General features: G+C 65.9%; 17 protein-coding genes. 8 read left to right on the top strand and 9 right to left on the bottom strand.

The window, feature by feature from the left end; translation table 11 throughout:
- Window positions 1–9: 9 nt before the first annotated feature.
- From H0A72_RS14355 to H0A72_RS14365, 3 genes are read right to left on the bottom strand one after another with little or no spacing between them, the layout of a single operon-like run.
- A complete protein-coding gene (locus H0A72_RS14355) occupies window positions 10–1311 on the bottom strand; it encodes a TRAP transporter large permease (RefSeq protein ID WP_180156494.1) in 1302 nt (433 codons plus the stop codon).
- On the bottom strand, window positions 1304–1807 hold the full coding sequence (locus H0A72_RS14360) for a TRAP transporter small permease (protein WP_180156738.1): 504 nt from the start codon (window positions 1805–1807) through the stop codon (window positions 1304–1306). Before H0A72_RS14360 ends, H0A72_RS14355 begins: the two co-directional genes overlap by 8 nt.
- A 5-nt stretch (window positions 1808–1812) precedes the next feature.
- Window positions 1813–2790, bottom strand: coding sequence for a TRAP transporter substrate-binding protein (locus tag H0A72_RS14365; protein WP_180156496.1), 978 nt, complete (start codon window positions 2788–2790; stop codon window positions 1813–1815).
- 209 nt (window positions 2791–2999) lie between these two features.
- Between H0A72_RS14365 and H0A72_RS14370 the strand changes: the two genes are divergently transcribed.
- From H0A72_RS14370 to H0A72_RS14385, 4 genes are read left to right on the top strand one after another with little or no spacing between them, the layout of a single operon-like run.
- Window positions 3000–6632: a hydantoinase B/oxoprolinase family protein gene (locus H0A72_RS14370; RefSeq protein WP_180156498.1), complete on the top strand. Its 3633-nt coding sequence runs from the start codon at window positions 3000–3002 to the stop codon at window positions 6630–6632.
- Window positions 6633–6685: 53 nt separating this feature from the next.
- Entirely contained in the window at window positions 6686–7528 is an 843-nt protein-coding gene (locus H0A72_RS14375) for a peptidoglycan DD-metalloendopeptidase family protein (RefSeq protein WP_180156740.1), read from the top strand.
- Window positions 7529–7564: 36 nt separating this feature from the next.
- Window positions 7565–8245, top strand: a complete 681-nt coding sequence (locus H0A72_RS14380; protein ID WP_180156500.1) for an AzlC family ABC transporter permease — start codon at window positions 7565–7567, stop codon at window positions 8243–8245.
- A gap of 2 nt (window positions 8246–8247) precedes the next feature.
- Window positions 8248–8601 carry an AzlD domain-containing protein gene (locus H0A72_RS14385; protein WP_180156502.1) on the top strand — a complete coding sequence of 118 codons (354 nt, stop codon included), beginning with the start codon at window positions 8248–8250 and terminating at the stop codon, window positions 8599–8601.
- Here the strand turns inward: H0A72_RS14385 and H0A72_RS14390 are convergent.
- The 6 genes from H0A72_RS14390 to xth all read right to left on the bottom strand — a co-directional run bounded on the left by H0A72_RS14390 (window position 8591) and on the right by xth (window position 13766).
- Entirely contained in the window at window positions 8591–10861 is a 2271-nt protein-coding gene (locus tag H0A72_RS14390; protein WP_180156504.1) for a RelA/SpoT family protein, read from the bottom strand. The genes H0A72_RS14385 and H0A72_RS14390 overlap by 11 nt on opposite strands.
- 18 nt (window positions 10862–10879) lie before the next feature.
- A complete protein-coding gene (rpoZ, locus tag H0A72_RS14395; RefSeq protein ID WP_180069544.1) occupies window positions 10880–11083 on the bottom strand; it encodes a DNA-directed RNA polymerase subunit omega in 204 nt (67 codons plus the stop codon).
- Window positions 11084–11115: 32 nt separating this feature from the next.
- The gene (gene gmk, locus H0A72_RS14400; protein ID WP_180156506.1) at window positions 11116–11751 is read right to left on the bottom strand and encodes a guanylate kinase; all 636 of its coding nucleotides are present in this window, start codon (window positions 11749–11751) and stop codon (window positions 11116–11118) included.
- A 92-nt stretch (window positions 11752–11843) separates the two neighbouring features.
- Window positions 11844–12185: a hypothetical protein gene (locus H0A72_RS14405; RefSeq protein WP_180156508.1), complete on the bottom strand. Its 342-nt coding sequence runs from the start codon at window positions 12183–12185 to the stop codon at window positions 11844–11846.
- Window positions 12182–12814, bottom strand: a complete 633-nt coding sequence (locus H0A72_RS14410) for a class I SAM-dependent methyltransferase (RefSeq protein ID WP_180156510.1) — start codon at window positions 12812–12814, stop codon at window positions 12182–12184. Before H0A72_RS14410 ends, H0A72_RS14405 begins: the two co-directional genes overlap by 4 nt.
- Window positions 12815–12971: 157 nt before the next feature.
- Window positions 12972–13766: an exodeoxyribonuclease III gene (xth, locus tag H0A72_RS14415; protein ID WP_180156512.1), complete on the bottom strand. Its 795-nt coding sequence runs from the start codon at window positions 13764–13766 to the stop codon at window positions 12972–12974.
- A gap of 120 nt (window positions 13767–13886) precedes the next feature.
- Between xth and H0A72_RS14420 the strand changes: the two genes are divergently transcribed.
- The 4 genes from H0A72_RS14420 to H0A72_RS14435 all read left to right on the top strand — a co-directional run bounded on the left by H0A72_RS14420 (window position 13887) and on the right by H0A72_RS14435 (window position 17013).
- Window positions 13887–14030, top strand: coding sequence for a hypothetical protein (locus H0A72_RS14420; RefSeq protein ID WP_180156514.1), 144 nt, complete (start codon window positions 13887–13889; stop codon window positions 14028–14030).
- A 124-nt stretch (window positions 14031–14154) separates the two neighbouring features.
- Window positions 14155–14925: a class I SAM-dependent methyltransferase gene (locus tag H0A72_RS14425; protein ID WP_180156516.1), complete on the top strand. Its 771-nt coding sequence runs from the start codon at window positions 14155–14157 to the stop codon at window positions 14923–14925.
- Between the two features lie 135 nt (window positions 14926–15060).
- A complete protein-coding gene (locus H0A72_RS14430; RefSeq protein ID WP_180156518.1) occupies window positions 15061–16029 on the top strand; it encodes an ABC transporter substrate-binding protein in 969 nt (322 codons plus the stop codon).
- Between the two features lie 93 nt (window positions 16030–16122).
- The gene (locus H0A72_RS14435) at window positions 16123–17013 is read left to right on the top strand and encodes an ABC transporter permease (protein WP_180156521.1); all 891 of its coding nucleotides are present in this window, start codon (window positions 16123–16125) and stop codon (window positions 17011–17013) included.
- Window positions 17014–17017 lie beyond the last annotated feature (4 nt).

Consider the following 17017-nt stretch of genomic DNA (forward strand, 5'->3'; position numbering starts at 1 on the left):
GGCCGCTTTCTATGGAGCCATCCGGGTCGGCATCCAGGTGGCGAGTTCCGGCACCGCGTAGATGATCAGCACGCCGGCGATCATCAGCAGGAACATGGGGAACGACACCCGGGCCAGATAGGGCAGTTCTTTCTTGGTCATGCCCGCCAGCACGAAGAGGTTGAAGCCCACGGGCGGGGTGATCTGGGCCATTTCGATGGTGAACACCAGGAAAATGCCGAACCATATCAGGTCGATGCCGGCCGCGTTGACGGTGGGCAGCAGCACGCCCATGGTGAGGACCACGATGGAGATGCCGTCGAGGAAGCAGCCCAGGATGATGAAGAACACCATCAGGGCCATGATCAGCCCGAACTGCGACAGGCCCAGCGACGTGATCCATTCGGCCAGGGCGCGGGGCAGGCCGATGTAGCCCATGGACAACGTCAGGAATTGCGCGCCGGCCAGGATGAGGCCGATCATGCAATAGAGGCGCGTGGCACCCATCAGGGATTCCTTGAACACCGGCCAGTTCAGGGAGCCCTGGGCGGCCGATACGATCAGGGCGCCGACCACGCCCACCGCGGCGGCTTCGGTCGCGGTGGCGAAGCCGGTGTAGATGGTGCCCAGGACCACGGCGATCAGCAGGACCACGGGAATCAAATGGCGGGACTGGTAGAGCTTGCGGCTGAAGCTCATGCGCTCGTCGGCGTGCGGGATGCGGTCGGGGTGCAGCAGCGCCCAGACGGCGATGTAGCCCATGAACAGCAGGGCAAGGAGTATGCCGGGCAGGATGCCGGCGATGAAGAGCTTGGAGATCGAGACGTCGGCGGCCACGCCGTAGACGATCATGATGATGGACGGCGGGATCAGCAGCCCGAGGGTGCCCGCGCCGGCCAGCGTGCCGATGATCTGGTCTTGCGGATAGCCGCGGCGCGTGAGTTCGGGTATGGTCATTTTCCCGATGGTCGCGCAGGTGGCGGCCGACGAGCCCGACACCGCGGCGAATATGGCGCAGCCCACGACGTTGGTATGGAGCAGCCGGCCGGGGATGCGGTCCAGCCAGGGCGCCAGGCCTTTGAACAGGTCTTGCGACAGGCGCGAGCGGAAGAGGATTTCGCCCATCCACAGGAAGAGCGGCAGGGCGGTGAGGGTCCAGCTGGACGACGCGCCCCAGATGGTGATCGCCATGGCGTCGCCGGCGGGGCGGCTGGAGAACAGTTCCATGCCCAGCCAGGCGGTGCCGGCCAGGGTCAGGCCGACCCAGACGCCGCAAGCCAGGAAACCGAAGATGGAGACGACGAGCAGCGTGATGACCAGTGCTTCATTCATAGTGGGTTTCTTCGCTCTGGGATTCGGGCTTGCCCTGGAATCGCCTCAGGGTTTCGTCGATGACGGCGATGAAGAAGATGACGGTGCCGACGGCCATGGTCAGCTGCGGAATCCAGAGCGGCGTGGCGTCGTCGCTGGTGGAGATGTCGTTGTAGGCGTAGGAATCGAGCACCAGCTTGATGCTGAACCAGCACAGGTTGCCGGCGATGACGCAGGCCACCAGCAGCGCGAAGATGTCCAGCCGCAGGCCGCCCTTGGCGGGCAGCGCCGACAGCACCAGGGTGACCCGGATGTGCTCGCCGCTCTTGAACGTGTGCGCCAGGGCCAGGAAGCCCGCGGCGGCCATGGAATAGCCGGCGTAGGCGTCCAGGCCGCCGATGTGCACGCCCAGCTGCCGGGTGGCGATGGACAGGACCACCGCCACGAGCACGCCCACCGTGAAGACGGCCGCGAGCCCGCCCGACACCCGGTACAGTGTATCGAGGAAGGAGCGCAGCATGTTTACTTGGCGGCGCGGTAGTCGTCGATGATCTTCTGGCCGTCAGGCCCGGCCCGCTTGATCCATTCCGCAAGCATGGTCTCGCCGACCTTGTCCAGGCCCTTCATGAGTTCGTCGCTGGGCTTGACGATGGTCATGCCGTTCTTGGCGAGCTGGTCCAGGTACCACTGGGTTTTCTCGCGGGACAAGGCCCAGCCGGCTTTCTCGGCTTTTTCGCCGGCCTGCAGCAGGGCCTTCCGGCTTTTTTCGCTGAGCTGGTCGAACGCCTTCTTGTTCACGATGACGGCGTTCTTGGGCAGCCAGGCCTGCGTGTCGTAGAACTTCTTGATGTATTCGTAGGTCTTGGTGTCCCAGCCGGTGGACCCGGAAGTCATGAACGCATCCACCACGCCCGTGGCCATGGCTTGCGACAGCTCCGACTGCTGGATGGTGACCGGCTGCGCGCCGACCAGTTCGGCGATGCGGGCCGTGACGGGGCTGTAGGCGCGCCATTTCACGCCTTTCAGGTCCTCGACCTTGTTGATGTCCTTATTGGCGAAAATGCCTTGCGGCGGCCAGGCCACCGAATACAGGACCATCATGCCCTGCGAGGCCAGCTTCTTGTTTAGGGGCTCTTTCTGGGCCTGGTAGAGCTTCCAGGCGGCGTCGTAGCCGGTGGCCAGGAAGGGCAGGCCGTCGAGCGCGTAGATGGGGTCTTCGTTGGCGAAGTTGGTCAGCAGGATTTCGCCGATCTGGGCCTGGTTGCCCTGCACCGCGCGCTTGATTTCGGGCGCCTTGTACAGCGAGGCATTGTTGTGCAGCGTGATGTCGAGTTCGCCGCCTGACAGCTCCTTGACGTCCTTGACGAATTGCTCGAGCGTCTGGGTGTGGAGATTCGATGCGGGATAGGCGCTGGGCAGGTCCCATTTGGTGGCGGCCTGAACATTGAGGACGAATGCCGCAGCGCCGGTGGCTGTCAGCAAGGCGAACGTTTTTTTCATTGGAATATCCTTAGGTTGACAATACGCACGGGAATGCAGTGGTCGACCGATTGTAGTGTGCCGGCTCGCGCATTCCTTGCCGCCGGCATCAATTTAGGGGTTATTCCTAGGGCCGTTTGATCTGCGGCGGCGTCTTGGGTTTTAATCGTTGCGCGCGCCGCTACCGGACGACGCGTCACGGCATTTCCGGGTGTAAGGGGTAAACGAGCATGAAGTGGCAGTTCTGGATCGATCGCGGCGGCACTTTTACGGACATCGTGGCGTGCAGCCCGGAAGGAGACATCCAGAGCTGCAAGATGCTTTCCGACAATCCGGAGCAGTATCCCGACGCCGCCGTGGCGGGCATCCGCCGCATCCTCGGCATCGCGCCGGGCGAGCGCGTGCCGGCCGAACGCATCGGCAGCGTCAAGATGGGCACGACGGTCGCCACCAATGCGCTGCTCGAACGCAAGGGCGAGCCGACCGTCCTGGTGACGACGCGCGGCTTCCGCGACGCGCTGCGCATCGCCTACCAGAACCGCCCGCGGCTGTTCGACCGCCACATCGTCCTGCCGGAACAGCTGTACGCCGGCGTCATCGAGGCCGGCGGCCGCATCGGCGCCGACGGCGGCGAGCTCGAGCCGCTGGACCTGGACGGCCTGCGCGCCGCCCTGGCGCGGGCCCACGGCCAAGGGCTGCGGGCCGCGGCCATCGTGTTCATGCACGCCTGGATCAATCCCGCGCACGAGGCCATGGCGGCGGAGCTCGCCCGCGAGCTCGGTTTCACGCAGGTGTCCGCGTCGCACGACGTCAGCCCCCTGATCAAATTCGTCTCCCGGGGCGACACGACCGTGGTGGACGCCTATCTTTCGCCCATACTGCGGCGCTATGTCGGCCAGGTCGCCGCCGAGCTGCCCGGCGTGCCGCTGCTGTTCATGCAGTCCAGCGGCGGCCTGGCGCACGCCGACCGCTTCCGGGGCAAGGACGCGATCCTGTCCGGCCCGGCGGGCGGCATCGTGGGCATGGCGCGCAGCAGCCAGCGGGCCGGCTTCGACAAAGTCATCGGCTTCGACATGGGCGGCACTTCGACCGACGTATCCCATTTCGCCGGCGAGTTCGAACGCGAATTCGAGACCCGGGTCGCGGGCGTGCGCATGCGCGCGCCCATGATGCGCATCCATACGGTCGCCGCCGGCGGCGGCTCCATCCTGCACTTCGACGGCGCGCGCCTGCGCGTGGGGCCCGACTCGGCGGGCGCCAATCCCGGGCCGGCGTGCTATCGGCGCGGCGGCCCGCTGGCCGTCACGGACTGCAATGTCATGCTGGGCAAGATCCAGCCCGATTTCTTTCCCAGCGTATTCGGGCCGCAGGCCGACCAGCCGCTGGACGTCGCCGCGGTGCGCCGCCGGTTCAGCGAGCTGGCCGGCACCGTGGCGCGCGGCACGGGCACCGCCATGGCGCCGGAAGCCTTGGCGGAGGGCTTCCTGTCCATCGCGGTCGGCAACATGGCCGAGGCCATCAAGCGCATATCGGTGCAGCAGGGGCACGACGTCACGCGCTACGCCTTGACGGTCTTCGGCGGAGCGGGCGGCCAGCACGCCTGCATGGTGGCCGACGCCCTGGGCATGACGCGCATTTTTTCGCATCCCCTCGCGGGTGTGCTGTCCGCCTACGGCATGGGGCTGGCGGACCAGATCGAGATACGCCAGCAAACCGTCGAGAAGCCGCTGGAAGCCGCCGTGCTGCCCGAACTGGCCGAGCTGGCCGCCGTCTTGGCGGCGCAGGCGGCGGAGGGCCTGGGAGACAGGCACGGCGGGAACAACGGCGTCCTGCGCGAGACGGCGCGGCTGCATCTGAAATACGAAGGCACGGACACCGCGCTCGACGTCGACCTGGCCGGCGACGTGGCCGCCATGCAGGCGGCGTTCGAAGAGGCTTATCGCCGGCGGTATTCCTTTCTCATGCCGGAAAAACGCCTGATCGTGGAAGCGCTTTCCGTCGAGGCGAGCCTGGCGGCGGACGAGCCGTCCGAACAGCGCGCGCCCGCGGCCGTGCGCGGCGGCCCGCCCCGGCCCGGCGCGCGGCGCCCCATGTACAGCGGCGGGCAATGGCATGAAACGCCCGTGTACGAACGCGCCGGCCTGCAAGCCGGCGACGCCCTGGACGGGCCCGCCATCGTCGCCGAACCCAACCAGACGCTGGTGGTGGAGCCGGGCTGGCGCGCGCGGCTGGACGAACGCGACCATTGGCTGCTGGAGCGCGTGGAGCCGCTGGGCGCCCGCGCCGGCGTGGGGTCGGAGGTCAACCCCATCATGCTCGAAGTGTTCAACAATCTCTTCATGTCGATCGCCGAGCAGATGGGCGTGCGCCTGCAGAACACCGCCTATTCGGTGAATATCAAAGAGCGCCTGGACTTTTCCTGCGCGGTGTTCGACGCCCAGGGCAATCTGATCGCCAATGCGCCGCACATGCCGGTGCATCTGGGCTCCATGAGCGAGTCCATCAAGACCGTCATGCGCGAGAACGCCGGGACGATGCAGCCCGGCGACGCCTACGTGGTGAACGATCCCTATCACGGCGGCACCCATCTGCCGGACGTGACCGTGATCACGCCGGTCTTCGACGGCGCGGGCGAGTCCATACTGTTCTTCGTCGGCTCGCGCGGCCATCATGCCGACATCGGCGGCCTGACGCCGGGCTCCATGCCGCCCAATTCGCGCAGCGTGGACGAAGAAGGCGTGCTTTTCACGAATTTCCAGCTCGTCCGGCAAGGGGTGTTCCGGGAAGCCGAAGCCAGGGCCATACTGGGGTCGGGGCCGTGGCCGGCGCGCAATCCCGAGCAGAACCTGGCCGACCTGCGGGCGCAGATCGCCGCCAACGAGAAGGGCGTGCGGGAGCTGCTGGCCATGTGCGAACAATTCGGGCTGGACGTGGTGCAGGCCTACATGCGGCACGTGCAGGACAACGCGGAAGAGGCCGTGCGCAAGGTGATCACCCGCCTGCGGGACGGCAGCTACGATTATCCGCTGGACAACGGCGCCCGGATCAAAGTCGCCATCACGGTGCACAAGCAGACGCGCAGCGCCACCATCGACTTCACCGGCACCTCGGCGCAGCTGGACAACAACTTCAACGCGCCGGCGTCGATCGCGGTGGCCGCCGTGCTGTACGTGTTCCGCAGCCTGGTCGATGACGACATCCCGCTCAATGCCGGCTGCCTCAAGCCCCTGGACATCATCGTGCCGCCCGGCTCCATGCTCAACCCGAACCCGCCGGCCGCGGTGGTGGCCGGCAACGTCGAGACGTCCATGTGCATCGTCAATGCGCTGTACGGCGCCCTGGGCGTGCTGGCGGCGAGCCAGGGCACCATGAACAACTTCACCTTCGGCAACGACCGCTACCAGTACTATGAAACCATCTCGGGCGGGACCGGCGCGGGGCCGGAGCGGATCGGCCTGCCTTTCGAAGAGGCGGGCGGCTTTCCGGGCACGTCGGTCGTGCAGGCCCACATGACCAACTCCCGGCTGACCGATCCCGAAGTCCTGGAGCTGCGGTTCCCGGTGCTGCTGGAGTCCTACGAGATCCGGGTCGGCTCGGGCGGAAAAGGGCGCTGGCCGGGCGGCGACGGCGGGGTGCGCCGCATGCGGTTCCTGCAGCCCATGACGGCGGCGATATTGTCGAACAACCGCCGATACCCGCCTTTCGGGCTGGCCGGAGGGCTGCCCGGCGATGTCGGCCGCAACTATGTCGAGCGCGCCGGCGGCGTCCGGGTGGAGCTGGGGCCGCAGGACAGCCTGGAGCTCGAGGCCGGGGACGTTTTCGTGATCGAGACGCCGGGAGGCGGCGGCTACGGGGCGCCCTGAGCGCGCCGCAAGTACGTTATCATCTCCGGCTGTGGAACCATAGTATGACTGGCATGACCCGATTCGGCTTTATTCTCGCGGCCGGCATGTGTTTGCTGCCCCTGGGCGCCGGCGCCCGGGGATACATCGAACGCATGCTCCATCATCCCGTGCCCGGCGGCGTGGCGGTCGTCGGGCTCGGCATCGCCGAGGCGCCGCCCAAGGCTTATTTCAAAGGCAACGACGTCATGGTGCTGCGCGAGGGCGCCGGGCACTGGATCGCCGTCGTCGGTCTGGACCTCAAGACGCCCAAGGGCGCCCAGCGCCTCGTGGTGGAAGACGGGCGGGGCCGGCGCGAGATCCCCTTCCAGGTGGGCGCCAAGGCCTATGCCTCGCAGCACATCAAGCTCAAGAACCAGAGCCACGTGACTCCGGATCCGGAACAGACCCGGCGCTTCGAGCGCGAGCACAAGGAGCAGATGGCCGCCTACGCGAACTTCCGCAACACCGGGCCCAGCAACGTCATTCTGGACAAACCGGTGGACGGCCGGCTGTCCAGCCCTTTCGGGCTGCGGCGATTCTTCAACGGCGAAGAGCGCAACGCCCATTCCGGGCTGGACTTCGCCGTCCCCGCGGGCACCCCGGTCCGGGCGCCCGCCGACGGCGTGGTGACCATCGTCGCGGACTATTTCTTCAACGGCAAGACGGTGTTCCTCGATCACGGCCAGGGTTTCATCACCATGTACTGCCACCTGTCCGAATTCCAGGTGACCCGCGGCCAGGCGATCAAGCGCGGGCAGATCATCGGCAACGTCGGGGCCACGGGACGGGCCACCGGGCCGCATCTGCACTGGAACGTCAGCCTCAACAACGCGCGGGTCGATCCGGCGATATTCATCAATGCCTTCAAACCCTGAGCCGGCCGCGTTCCGAGCGCCGCAAACGTCCTCGCTATGAGCGCCGCATTCTTCAAAGGGCTGGCCGCCAGCCTATCCATCGCGGTGGGCTATGTGCCGGTCGCCGTTTCCTTCGGCCTGGCGGCGATCTACGCGGGGTTCTCGGCGCCCATGGCGGTCCTGGTCTCGGTGCTGGTCTATGCCGGGGCCAGCCAGTTCATCCTGGTGACCCTGGTGGCGGGCGGCGGCACGATCGCCGGCGTCGTGGGCATCGTGTTCCTGATGAACCTGCGCCATCTGTTCTACGGCCCGGCGCTGGCGCCGCGCCTGGGCGGGAAGTCCCGCCGTCTTCCCGCGCTGGCACTGGCCTGGGGGCTGACGGACGAGGTCTTCGCAACCGCCGTCAGCGCGCTGCATCGCCAGGCCGAGCGCGACCGTGAAGCCTGGTACATGGGCTTGCAGCTGGGCGCATACGCTTCCTGGGTAGGCGGCACCGCCGCCGGCGCCTTTTTCGGCCAGGACTGGATCAAGGATTCCGACATCCTGATGCAGACCCTGGGCTTCGTGCTGCCCGCCCTGTTTTTCGCATTGCTGCTGGAAATCAAGCCTCTGGTCAGCGCCGGCGTGCTGTGGGCGGCCGGCGTGGCGGCGGGGCTGGCCCTGCTGGTGCTGCCGGCGTACGGCGCCATCGTCGCGGGCATGCTGGCGGGCGTGCTTTACGCCTTGCGGAGGGCCTGAGCATGCTGACCCAAGCCGAACTGATCTGGGTGGTTGCGCTGAGCGGCGCGGGCACCCTGCTGGTGCGCTGGCTGCCCATGGTCTGGCAGCACCGGAACGCCGGCCGCCGCCCGAACCCGCGCCTGCGCCGCGCCCTGGACGCCATCGGCCCGTCCGCCATCGTCGCATTGCTTGCCGCCTCGTTCTGGGGCATGGCGGCGCCGCAGCCGTCCGCCGCCGCGGTGCTGCCGATACTGTGCGGCCTGGCCGGCGTCGCGCTGGGCAAGCGCGCGCTGAGGAGCATCGCGTGGGCGACCTTGAGCGGCGTGCTGGCCTACGGACTGGCCGTGTGGGCCCTGGCCGGGCTCAGCCTTTGATGCGCACGATCTTCTGCACTTGCGGCACGTGCCGGATCGCGCGGATGACCTGCGCCAGGTGTTTGCGGCTGTCGACCTGAACGGTGAGGTGCAGCACCGAGCTTGCCGAAGCGTCGTCCTGCATGGTCAGGTGCATGATGTTCGAATCGGCTTCGGTGATTTCGGCCGCGATGCGCCCCAGCACGCCGCGTTCGTTCAGCACCGTGATGTCCAGCCGGGTGGACAGGTGGCGCGCGGTGTTGATGTCCCAGGCCACCGGGATCCAGCGCTCGGGTTCGCGCGCGCGCTGGCGCTGCGCGACCGCGCATTCGTCCATGTGCACCACCAGGCCGTGGCCCAGGCGGATGCCGCCGATGATGGCGTCGCCCGGCAAAGGCCCGCAGCAGGGCGCGAGCTGGACCGCCTGGCCTTCGTTTCCGTGGATGAGAATGGGCGTGTTGGCGGCCGTGGTGATTTCATCGACCGCGGCGGCCGTGGTGGCGACCAGGCTGTTTTCCGGCGCGAAGCGCCGGGCGACGACCGCCGCCAAGCGCTTGCCGAGCCCGATGTCGGCCAGGATTTCATCGCGCGAGCTGGCGCCGGAACCCTTGGCGAGCTTTTCCCATTCGGGATCGTCGTCGGCGGGGTGGGGCAGCCGCAAGTCGTCGAAGGCCTGATTGAGCAGGCGCTGGCCGAATGCGACGGATTCCTCGTATTTGACCGTGCGCAGGTAGTGGCGGATTTCAGAGCGCGCCCGCCCGGTGCGCACGTAATTGAGCCACTGCGCGCTGGGCCGCGAGGCGGGCGATGTGACGATTTCGATGGAATCGCCGCTTTTCAGTTCGGTGCGCAAAGGCGCGAACTCGCCGTTGATCTTGGCGGCGACCGCCTGGTTGCCGATGTCGGTGTGGATGCTGTAGGCGAAGTCGACCGGCGTGGCGCCGCGCGGCAGCGAAAGAATCTTGCCCTGCGGCGTGAAGACGTAGACTGCGTCGGGGAAGAGGTCGACCTTGACGTGTTCCAGGAATTCGCCCGAATCGCCGGTCTGGCTCTGGATGTCGAGCAGCGACTGCAGCCATTGGTGGGTGCGCTTCTGCAGGTCGTTGAGCGTGACGTCGTCGTCTTTGTACAGCCAGTGCGAGGCCACGCCTTCTTCGGCGACGTGATCCATGTCGCGGGTGCGGAACTGGAATTCGACCGGCGTGCCGTAAGGACCGACCAGCGTGGTGTGCAGCGACTGGTAGCCATTGAGCTTGGGAATGGCGATGTAGTCCTTGAACTTGCCCGGCACGGGGCGGTACAGCTGGTGCAGGGTGCCGAGCGCCAGATAGCATTCGGGCAGGGTATGCACGATGACCCGGAAGCCGTAGATGTCGAGCACGTCGGAGAACGACTTCTTTTGCTCGGTCATCTTGGTGTAGATGCTGTACAGGGATTTTTCCCGCCCGGTGACTTCGGCCTCGATGCCGGCGGCGGGCAGGGCGACGCGCACGGCGTCCGAGATCTTGCTGAGCACTTCGCGGCGGTTGCCGCGCGCGGCCATGAGGGCCTTGTGCAGGACTTCGTAGCGGTTCGGGTAGATGGCCTTGAAGCAGAGGTCCTGCAATTCGCGGAACAGGGCGTTCAGGCCCAGCCGATGCGCGATGGGCGTATAAATTTCCAGCGTTTCGCGTGCGATGCGCCGCCGCTTCTCAGGGCTGACGGCGCCCAGGGTGCGCATGTTGTGCAGGCGGTCGGCCAGCTTGATCAGGATGACGCGGACGTCGCGCGCCATGGCCAGCAGCATCTTGCGGAAGCTTTCCGCCTGCTGCTCGGCCTTGGTCGCGAATTCCAGGCGGTCCAGCTTGGACAGGCCGTCGACGATTTCCGAGACGTCGGTGCCGAATTTTTCGGCGAGTTCCTGCTTGGTGACGCCTTGGTCCTCGATGACGTCGTGCAGCAGCGCCGCCATCAGGGAGTCGGCGTCGAGCTTCCAGCCGGCGCAGATCTCGGTGACCGTGATGGGATGCGAGATATAGGGTTCGCCGCTGGCGCGGAACTGCCCCAGATGGGCCTGGTCGGCAAAGCGATAGGCTTCTTTGATGCGTTCGACGTCTTTGGGATCGAGGTAGCGGCTGACGATTTGCGTCAGCGGCGCCAGCGAGGCAATGGTATTGGGGCCGGCTTCATTGACGGGCGCCGGGCCGGCGTTCTTGGAAGGCTTGCGCCGGCGAAGGCGAGGGCCTTTCTTGAGCACCGCCAAGAGCCCGGAAGATGCGCCGCGAAGAGTGGAAAACGCCATTGCTGCCCCGGCAAGAAATCAGGTTGGGACTTTGCGCAGCATTTCCAGGCCGGTCACGCCGGCGGCGATTTCACGCAGGGCCGTGACGGTGGGCTTGTCTTTGGTTTCCAGCCGGGGCTCGTGGCCTTGCGCCAACTCACGGGCGCGATAGGTGGCGGCCAGGGTGAGATTGAACCGGTTGGGAATTTTTTCCAGGCAGTCTTCGACGGTGATGCGGGCCATTTTTTACCTATGAATCCGAGGGTTAGGAGATTTCAGGCAACAGTCTTGCTGATGCCCAGTTGGGAAAAGAGTTCGGCGTTGCGGGCGGCTTGGGTGGCATAGCGCAGGCGGGTTGCCGCGACGATTTGGCCAAGCTGCATGAGCGCGGTGCTAAACTCTTGATTAATAATAACATATTGGCACTCTGACACGTGCGACATCTCGCTTCCCGCGGCCAGCAGCCGGCGGGCGATGACATGCGGCGCGTCTTGCCCGCGCTTGGTCAGGCGGGTTTCCAGGGCCTCGATGGAAGGCGGCAGGATGAAGATGCCGATGGCTTCGGGATGGCGGCGGCGCACCTGCCGCGCGCCCTGCCAATCGATTTCGAGCAGGACGTCTTTGCCTTCGCTCATGGCCTGCTCGACGCGGTCGCGGGGGGTGCCGTAGAAGTTGCCGTGCACTTCGGCCCATTCCAGCAGGGCGTCGTCGTCGCGCAGGGCCTGGAACGCTTCGTGGGTGACGAACCGGTAGTGTTTGTCGTGTTCTTCGCCGGGCCGTGGCGTGCGGGTGGTGCACGAGATGGACAGAACCAGCGACGGGTCTTCGGCCAGCAGGGCGTTCACCAGGCTGGATTTACCCGCGCCGCTGGGGGCGACGATCATGAATATGTTGCCAGAGTAGGACGACATGGGATTGTTTGGTTTGCGACGAGAGTGGCAAGGATAGCAAATCCTTGGCCGGCGCACCGAATTCTTTGCCGGCGGAGGCGGCGCCGGAAGCTTCAATGCCGAGGCTCGGCCGCCCCCTCGTCCTGCCCGAGTTCCTCCAGCGCGCTCAGATAGGCCTGCCGATTGCCGCAGAGAAAAATCGCGGCGTCTCCCTGATTCATGTTGAAGGCGATGTCCTGAACCTGCTCGCGCGCTTCACCCGGTTGGCCGATGGCCGTGACATGCACATCGCCGTCCTGCTCGAACTGCTCGCGCGGCACGAAATCCGCCACCAGATTGATGTCCGGCGGGCTCACCACGACATAGGCCCGGAATTGCAGGTCCTCCATCGTCACGTCCAGCACGACCCCGTGCTCCAAGGTGTCGACGATGCGGCTGACAGGAATGATGCTCATGGCGCGGGCGGCCCCAGTTTGTGTGTCTTGAAGGAAAACGTGGAAATATTGGCCGGAGGCAGATTGGCCCAGACGATGGTCGAGGCGATTTCCTCGGCGCGCAGGAAATCGCGCCACCCCGGACGGCGCAGATTGTACGTGAATTGCACGGCCACCCCGTCATCGTTCAGGAGCATGCGCCACTGGTCCAGGATCGCGCGGCTGATGGGCGCCGGCAGGGAGCACAGCGGAAGGCTGGACACGATGGCGCGGATTTTCTCGCCCTGGGGAAGAAGCAGGCTCAGGTCCGCCGCGCTGCCGTGGATCACCCGGATATCCGGAAAGCGGTCCCGCAGGCGCTGCACGAAGCCGCCGGAGAGCTCGATGACGACGAGCCGGTCGGGCGGAACGCCGCGTTCGAGCAACGCGCGCGTGACCGCGCCCGTGCCGCCGCCCAGTTCCACCACCAGTCCGTCGCCCTCGGGCACCTGGCCAGCCATGCGGCGCGCCAGATAGGGAGAACTGGGACAGACGGCGCCGATGGCGCCCGGCTTCGCGCAGAGTTCCTGCAGGAAGACGCCCGGCGCCAGGTTCTTCAGAAAATGCGCCACGCGCCGGGGATGCCCGAGCTTCAGTAATCGATACACCATGCTGCCGTCGTCTCCGTGAAAGAGTGCTTACGTTAACAGCAGACCGTTCAGAGCGGGTGTCGATTTGTAAGCCCGAAACCGCCGGGCGCCGCGCCGGCGGGCGTGGCGTTCTGCCTCACGCGAAAGTATATATTCCGGGAGGGATTCGTGGCGGCTTTCATGCCGGCGCGCGCGCCCAGTCCAGCGTCGCAATGACGGGCGCGTGGTCGGACGGCTGCTCGTTCGCCCGGGGCTTGCGGTCGACGACGCAGGCCGCGCAGTAAGGGCGCAGCGCCTCGGACAGCAGGACATGGTCGATGCGCAGGCCGGCGTTCCTGCGGAAGGCATAGCGGCGATAGTCCCACCAGGTGAAGGTCTTTTCTTCCTGCTCGAACATCCGGAAGGCGTCGGTCAGGCCGAGCCCGATCAGATCGCGGAAGGCGCTGCGCTCGGGCTCGGAGACCAGGACTTCGCCTTCCCATTTGGCGGGGTCGTGCACGTCTTCGTCGGCGGGCGCGATGTTGTAGTCGCCCAGGATGGCCAGGCGCGGATAGCGCTGCAGCTCCCGTTCCAGCCAGGCCCGCAGGGCGCCGAACCATCGGAGCTTGTATTCGTATTTGTCGCTGCCCACGGCCTGCCCGTTGGGACAGTAGGCGCTGATGACGCGGATCGCGCCGACGGGGCTGTCCAGGGTGGTGGCGAGCAGCCGCTGCTGGGGGTCTTCGTAGTCCGGGATGTTGCGCTGCACGTCGGAGCATTCGGCCTTGGTGATGACGGCGACGCCGTTGTAGGTCTTTTGGCCCGCCCATTTGGCCCGGTAGCCGATTTCGGTGAAAGCGTCCAGCGGGAAGCTGTCGTCCGCGAGCTTGAGCTCCTGCAGGCAGAGCGCCTCGACGGGATTGTCCCCCAGCCAATCCAGTACCTGCGGCAGGCGTACTTTAAGGGAGTTGACGTTCCAGGTGGCTAGCTTCACATTGAATCCATTTATGTAAGTAGTTGAGCTGATTGGCTTTATTTATGCCGATGGAGTACCCTGTAGGGGTACGAGGGCGCGGGGTGCGCCCTCTGCCTTTGTATTGCAAGGAGATCTAGCATGGCAACCAAACCGACTGCGAAAAAGCAGCCTTTTGTGATCGAGCCGCTCAATTGGGTGGCGCCGAGCGTGGCCCGCGATGAATCGGACGAGCGCAAAGAAACTACCGAAAAGCCCGCCCAGAAGCAGGAAGACCAAGAATAAGCAGCTTGCGCCCGGGCGGCATCGCACACGGCGGGGGCCGGCCCCCGCCGTTTTTTTTCGCCGCCATGATAGCGCGTTACCATTCACTTTTCATCTTGTCCCACCCGATACGGCGGATCACGCAATGACTGAAGCGGAACCATGGCTGGACGACGAACCGACGCTTTCCGAGGAGGGCGGGGTGCGCTACCTGCATTTCGGCACCGAATGGGTGCAGGGCGCGATGCGCGTTTCCAGGCCGGCCGAACTGGTCCTGGCCTATACGCAGCAAATGATGGCATGGCTGCTTTTTCTTGAGCCTTCCCGGCGCGACCACGTGGGCATATTGGGCCTGGGCGCCGGATCGCTGCTGCGCTACACCCTGAAATACACCTCCGCGTCCGTGCGCACGGCCGAATGGAATCCCGCCGTCACGGCCATATGCCGGGCCTACTTCCGGCTGCCCGAGACGCCGCGCTCCGTCATCGATCACTGCGACGCGGCCCTGTGGGTGCAGGAGCCGGGCAATTTCGGCCGGTACATGGCCTTGATGGTCGATCTCTACGACGCATCGGCGCAAGGCCCGGTCCGCGACACCGTGGCCTTCTATGAAGGATGCCATCGGGCGCTGGCGGACGCCGGCGTCATGACCGTCAACCTGTTCGGCGACCACGCCAGCTTCCCGCGCAACCTGGACAACATCCGCGCGGCCTTCGACGGCAGGGTGCTGGAGCTGCCCGAAATCGATGCCGGAAACCGCATCGTCCTGGCCTTCAAGGGGCCGGTCCTGGACATCACGGCCGGGCAGCTGCTCGAACGCGCCGAGCTCGTCGAAGCGGAATACGGCTTGCCCGCGCGCCGCTGGGCGAAGGCGCTGCTGGCGGGCCAGGGCTGGCGCGGCTCGCTGGCCGTGTAGCGCGCGCCCGGCGCGTCGCGATTGCCAGGGATTTCCCTTGGGCCATTGCGTGGGCGAACGCGTTAGACTTACGCCCATCCGGGCGCGTTTGCGGGCGCGCCGTTTCATTCCAAGATCCTAAGCAAGGAGTTACACATGAGGTTTAGCAAGTCGGCAAAACTGGCTTTGGGCGCTATGGCGGTCATGGGTGCACTGGCGCATTCATCGGTATTCGCCCAATCGGTGGCCGTCACGTCCATCGTCGAGCACCCCGCGCTGGACTCCATCAAGGACGGCGTGAAAGACACGCTGAACAAGGCCGGCTATACCGAGGCCAAGGGCCTGAAATGGCAGTTCCAGACCGCGCAGGGCAATACGGCCATCGCCGCGCAGATCGCGCGCAAGTTCGTCGGCGACAAGCCCGACGTCATCGTCGCCATCGCCACGCCGTCGGCGCAGGCCGTCGTAGCGGCCACCAAGTCCATACCGGTCGTCTATTCGGCGGTCACCGATCCCGTCGCGGCGCAGCTGGTCCAGTCCATGGCGCCGTCCGGCACCAACGTCGCCGGCGTCTCCGACGCGCTGGCGCTGGAAAAGCAGGTCGATCTCATCAAGAAGGTCGTGCCCGACGCCAAGCGCGTCGGCATGGTCTACAACCCGGGCGAAGCCAATTCCGTCGTGGTGGTCAAGCAGATGCGTGAACTGCTCGCCAAGGCGGGCATGTCGCTGGTGGAGGCCACCGCGGCCCGCACCGTCGACGTCGGCGCCGCCGCGCGCAGCCTGGTCGGCAAGGTGGACGTCATCTACACCAATACCGACAACAACGTCGTTTCCGCCTACGAATCGCTGGTCAAGGTGGGCGTCGATGCCAAGATTCCGCTCATCGCCTCGGATACCGACAGCGTCAAGCGCGGCGCCATCGCCGCCCTGGGGGTCAATTACTACGACCTGGGCGTGCAGACGGGCAAGATGGTCATCAAGATCCTGAAGGGCCAGAAGCCGGGCGAAATGGCCTCCGAGACCAGCGACAAGCTCGAACTCTTCGTCAACCCGGGCGCGGCCAAGAAGCAGGGGGTGACGCTGTCCGACGCCTTCGTCAAGTCGGCGACCCAGGTCGTGGAATAAAATCGGCCTCGGCATATAAAATTTCAGGTCCGTTGAACAGGCGGGTTGTGCCGAACACCCCGCCTGTTCGTTTTTGTCTTCTCTAGCCCGAACATGTCTATCTACTCACTGTGGGGCGCACTCGAAATCGGCCTGATCTTCGGTCTGGTCGCCTTGGGCGTGCTCATTTCCTTCCGTCTGCTCCGGTTTCCGGACCTGACGGTCGACGGCAGCTTCCCCTTGGGCGGCGCCACGGCGGCCACGCTGATTTCGCTGGGCATGGACCCCTTCACGTCCACCCTCATCGCCAGCCTGGCGGGCGCCGTGGCGGGCATGATCACCGGCTGGCTGAACGTGAAGCTCAAGATTATGGACTTGCTGGCCAGCATCCTGATGATGATCGCGCTGTATTCCATCAATCTGCGCATCATGGGCCGGCCCAACGTGCCGCTCATCTCCGAGCCCACGGTCTTCACCATGCTGCAGCCCGAAGGGGTCACCGACTACATCATGCGGCCGCTCATCCTGCTGGTCCTGGTGATCGTCATCAAGTTCGTCCTGGACTGGTATTTCGCGACGCAGGCGGGCCTGGCCATGCGCGCGACGGGGTCCAATCCCCGCATGGCGCGGGCGCAGGGGGTGGCCACCGGCAATCGCGTCCTGGTGGGCATGGGCATCTCGAACGCGCTGTGCGCCCTGGCGGGCGCGCTGTTCGCGCAGTCGCAGGGCGGAGCGGACATCTCCATGGGCATAGGCACCATCGTCATCGGCCTGGCCGCCGTCATCGTCGGGGAAAGCATCATGCCGTCGCGCAAGATGGTCGTCATCACCCTGGCCGTCATCGTCGGGGCGGTCCTGTACCGCTTTTTCATCGCGCTGGCGCTGAACGCCGATTTCGTGGGCCTGAAGGCGCAAGACCTGAATCTGGTCACGGCGCTGCTGGTCACCTTCGCGCTGGTCATACCGCTGCTCAAGCAGCGCCTGCGCGGCAAGAAGGGGGGCTGACGCC

This window comes from Parapusillimonas granuli (assembly GCF_013416525.1).
In the GTDB taxonomy this organism is placed as follows: Bacteria; Pseudomonadota; Gammaproteobacteria; order Burkholderiales; family Burkholderiaceae_B; genus Parapusillimonas; species Parapusillimonas granuli.

What these genes read in the sequence shown, in the direction of transcription:
- H0A72_RS14410 (WP_180156510.1), bottom strand. Translation starts at nt 12,814, where the DNA reads ATGGTGTATCGATTACTGAAGCTCGGGCATCCCCGGCGCGTGGCGCAT.
- H0A72_RS14365 (WP_180156496.1), bottom strand. Translation starts at nt 2,790, where the DNA reads ATGAAAAAAACGTTCGCCTTGCTGACAGCCACCGGCGCTGCGGCATTC.
- H0A72_RS14435 (WP_180156521.1), top strand. Translation starts at nt 16,123, where the DNA reads ATGTCTATCTACTCACTGTGGGGCGCACTCGAAATCGGCCTGATCTTC.
- rpoZ (WP_180069544.1), bottom strand. Translation starts at nt 11,083, where the DNA reads ATGGCCCGCATCACCGTCGAAGACTGCCTGGAAAAAATTCCCAACCGG.
- H0A72_RS14380 (WP_180156500.1), top strand. Translation starts at nt 7,565, where the DNA reads ATGAGCGCCGCATTCTTCAAAGGGCTGGCCGCCAGCCTATCCATCGCG.
- H0A72_RS14405 (WP_180156508.1), bottom strand. Translation starts at nt 12,185, where the DNA reads ATGAGCATCATTCCTGTCAGCCGCATCGTCGACACCTTGGAGCACGGG.
- H0A72_RS14430 (WP_180156518.1), top strand. Translation starts at nt 15,061, where the DNA reads ATGAGGTTTAGCAAGTCGGCAAAACTGGCTTTGGGCGCTATGGCGGTC.
- H0A72_RS14385 (WP_180156502.1), top strand. Translation starts at nt 8,248, where the DNA reads ATGCTGACCCAAGCCGAACTGATCTGGGTGGTTGCGCTGAGCGGCGCG.
- H0A72_RS14420 (WP_180156514.1), top strand. Translation starts at nt 13,887, where the DNA reads ATGGCAACCAAACCGACTGCGAAAAAGCAGCCTTTTGTGATCGAGCCG.
- H0A72_RS14375 (WP_180156740.1), top strand. Translation starts at nt 6,686, where the DNA reads ATGACCCGATTCGGCTTTATTCTCGCGGCCGGCATGTGTTTGCTGCCC.
- H0A72_RS14355 (WP_180156494.1), bottom strand. Translation starts at nt 1,311, where the DNA reads ATGAATGAAGCACTGGTCATCACGCTGCTCGTCGTCTCCATCTTCGGT.
- H0A72_RS14425 (WP_180156516.1), top strand. Translation starts at nt 14,155, where the DNA reads ATGACTGAAGCGGAACCATGGCTGGACGACGAACCGACGCTTTCCGAG.
- gmk (WP_180156506.1), bottom strand. Translation starts at nt 11,751, where the DNA reads ATGTCGTCCTACTCTGGCAACATATTCATGATCGTCGCCCCCAGCGGC.
- H0A72_RS14390 (WP_180156504.1), bottom strand. Translation starts at nt 10,861, where the DNA reads ATGGCGTTTTCCACTCTTCGCGGCGCATCTTCCGGGCTCTTGGCGGTG.
- H0A72_RS14370 (WP_180156498.1), top strand. Translation starts at nt 3,000, where the DNA reads ATGAAGTGGCAGTTCTGGATCGATCGCGGCGGCACTTTTACGGACATC.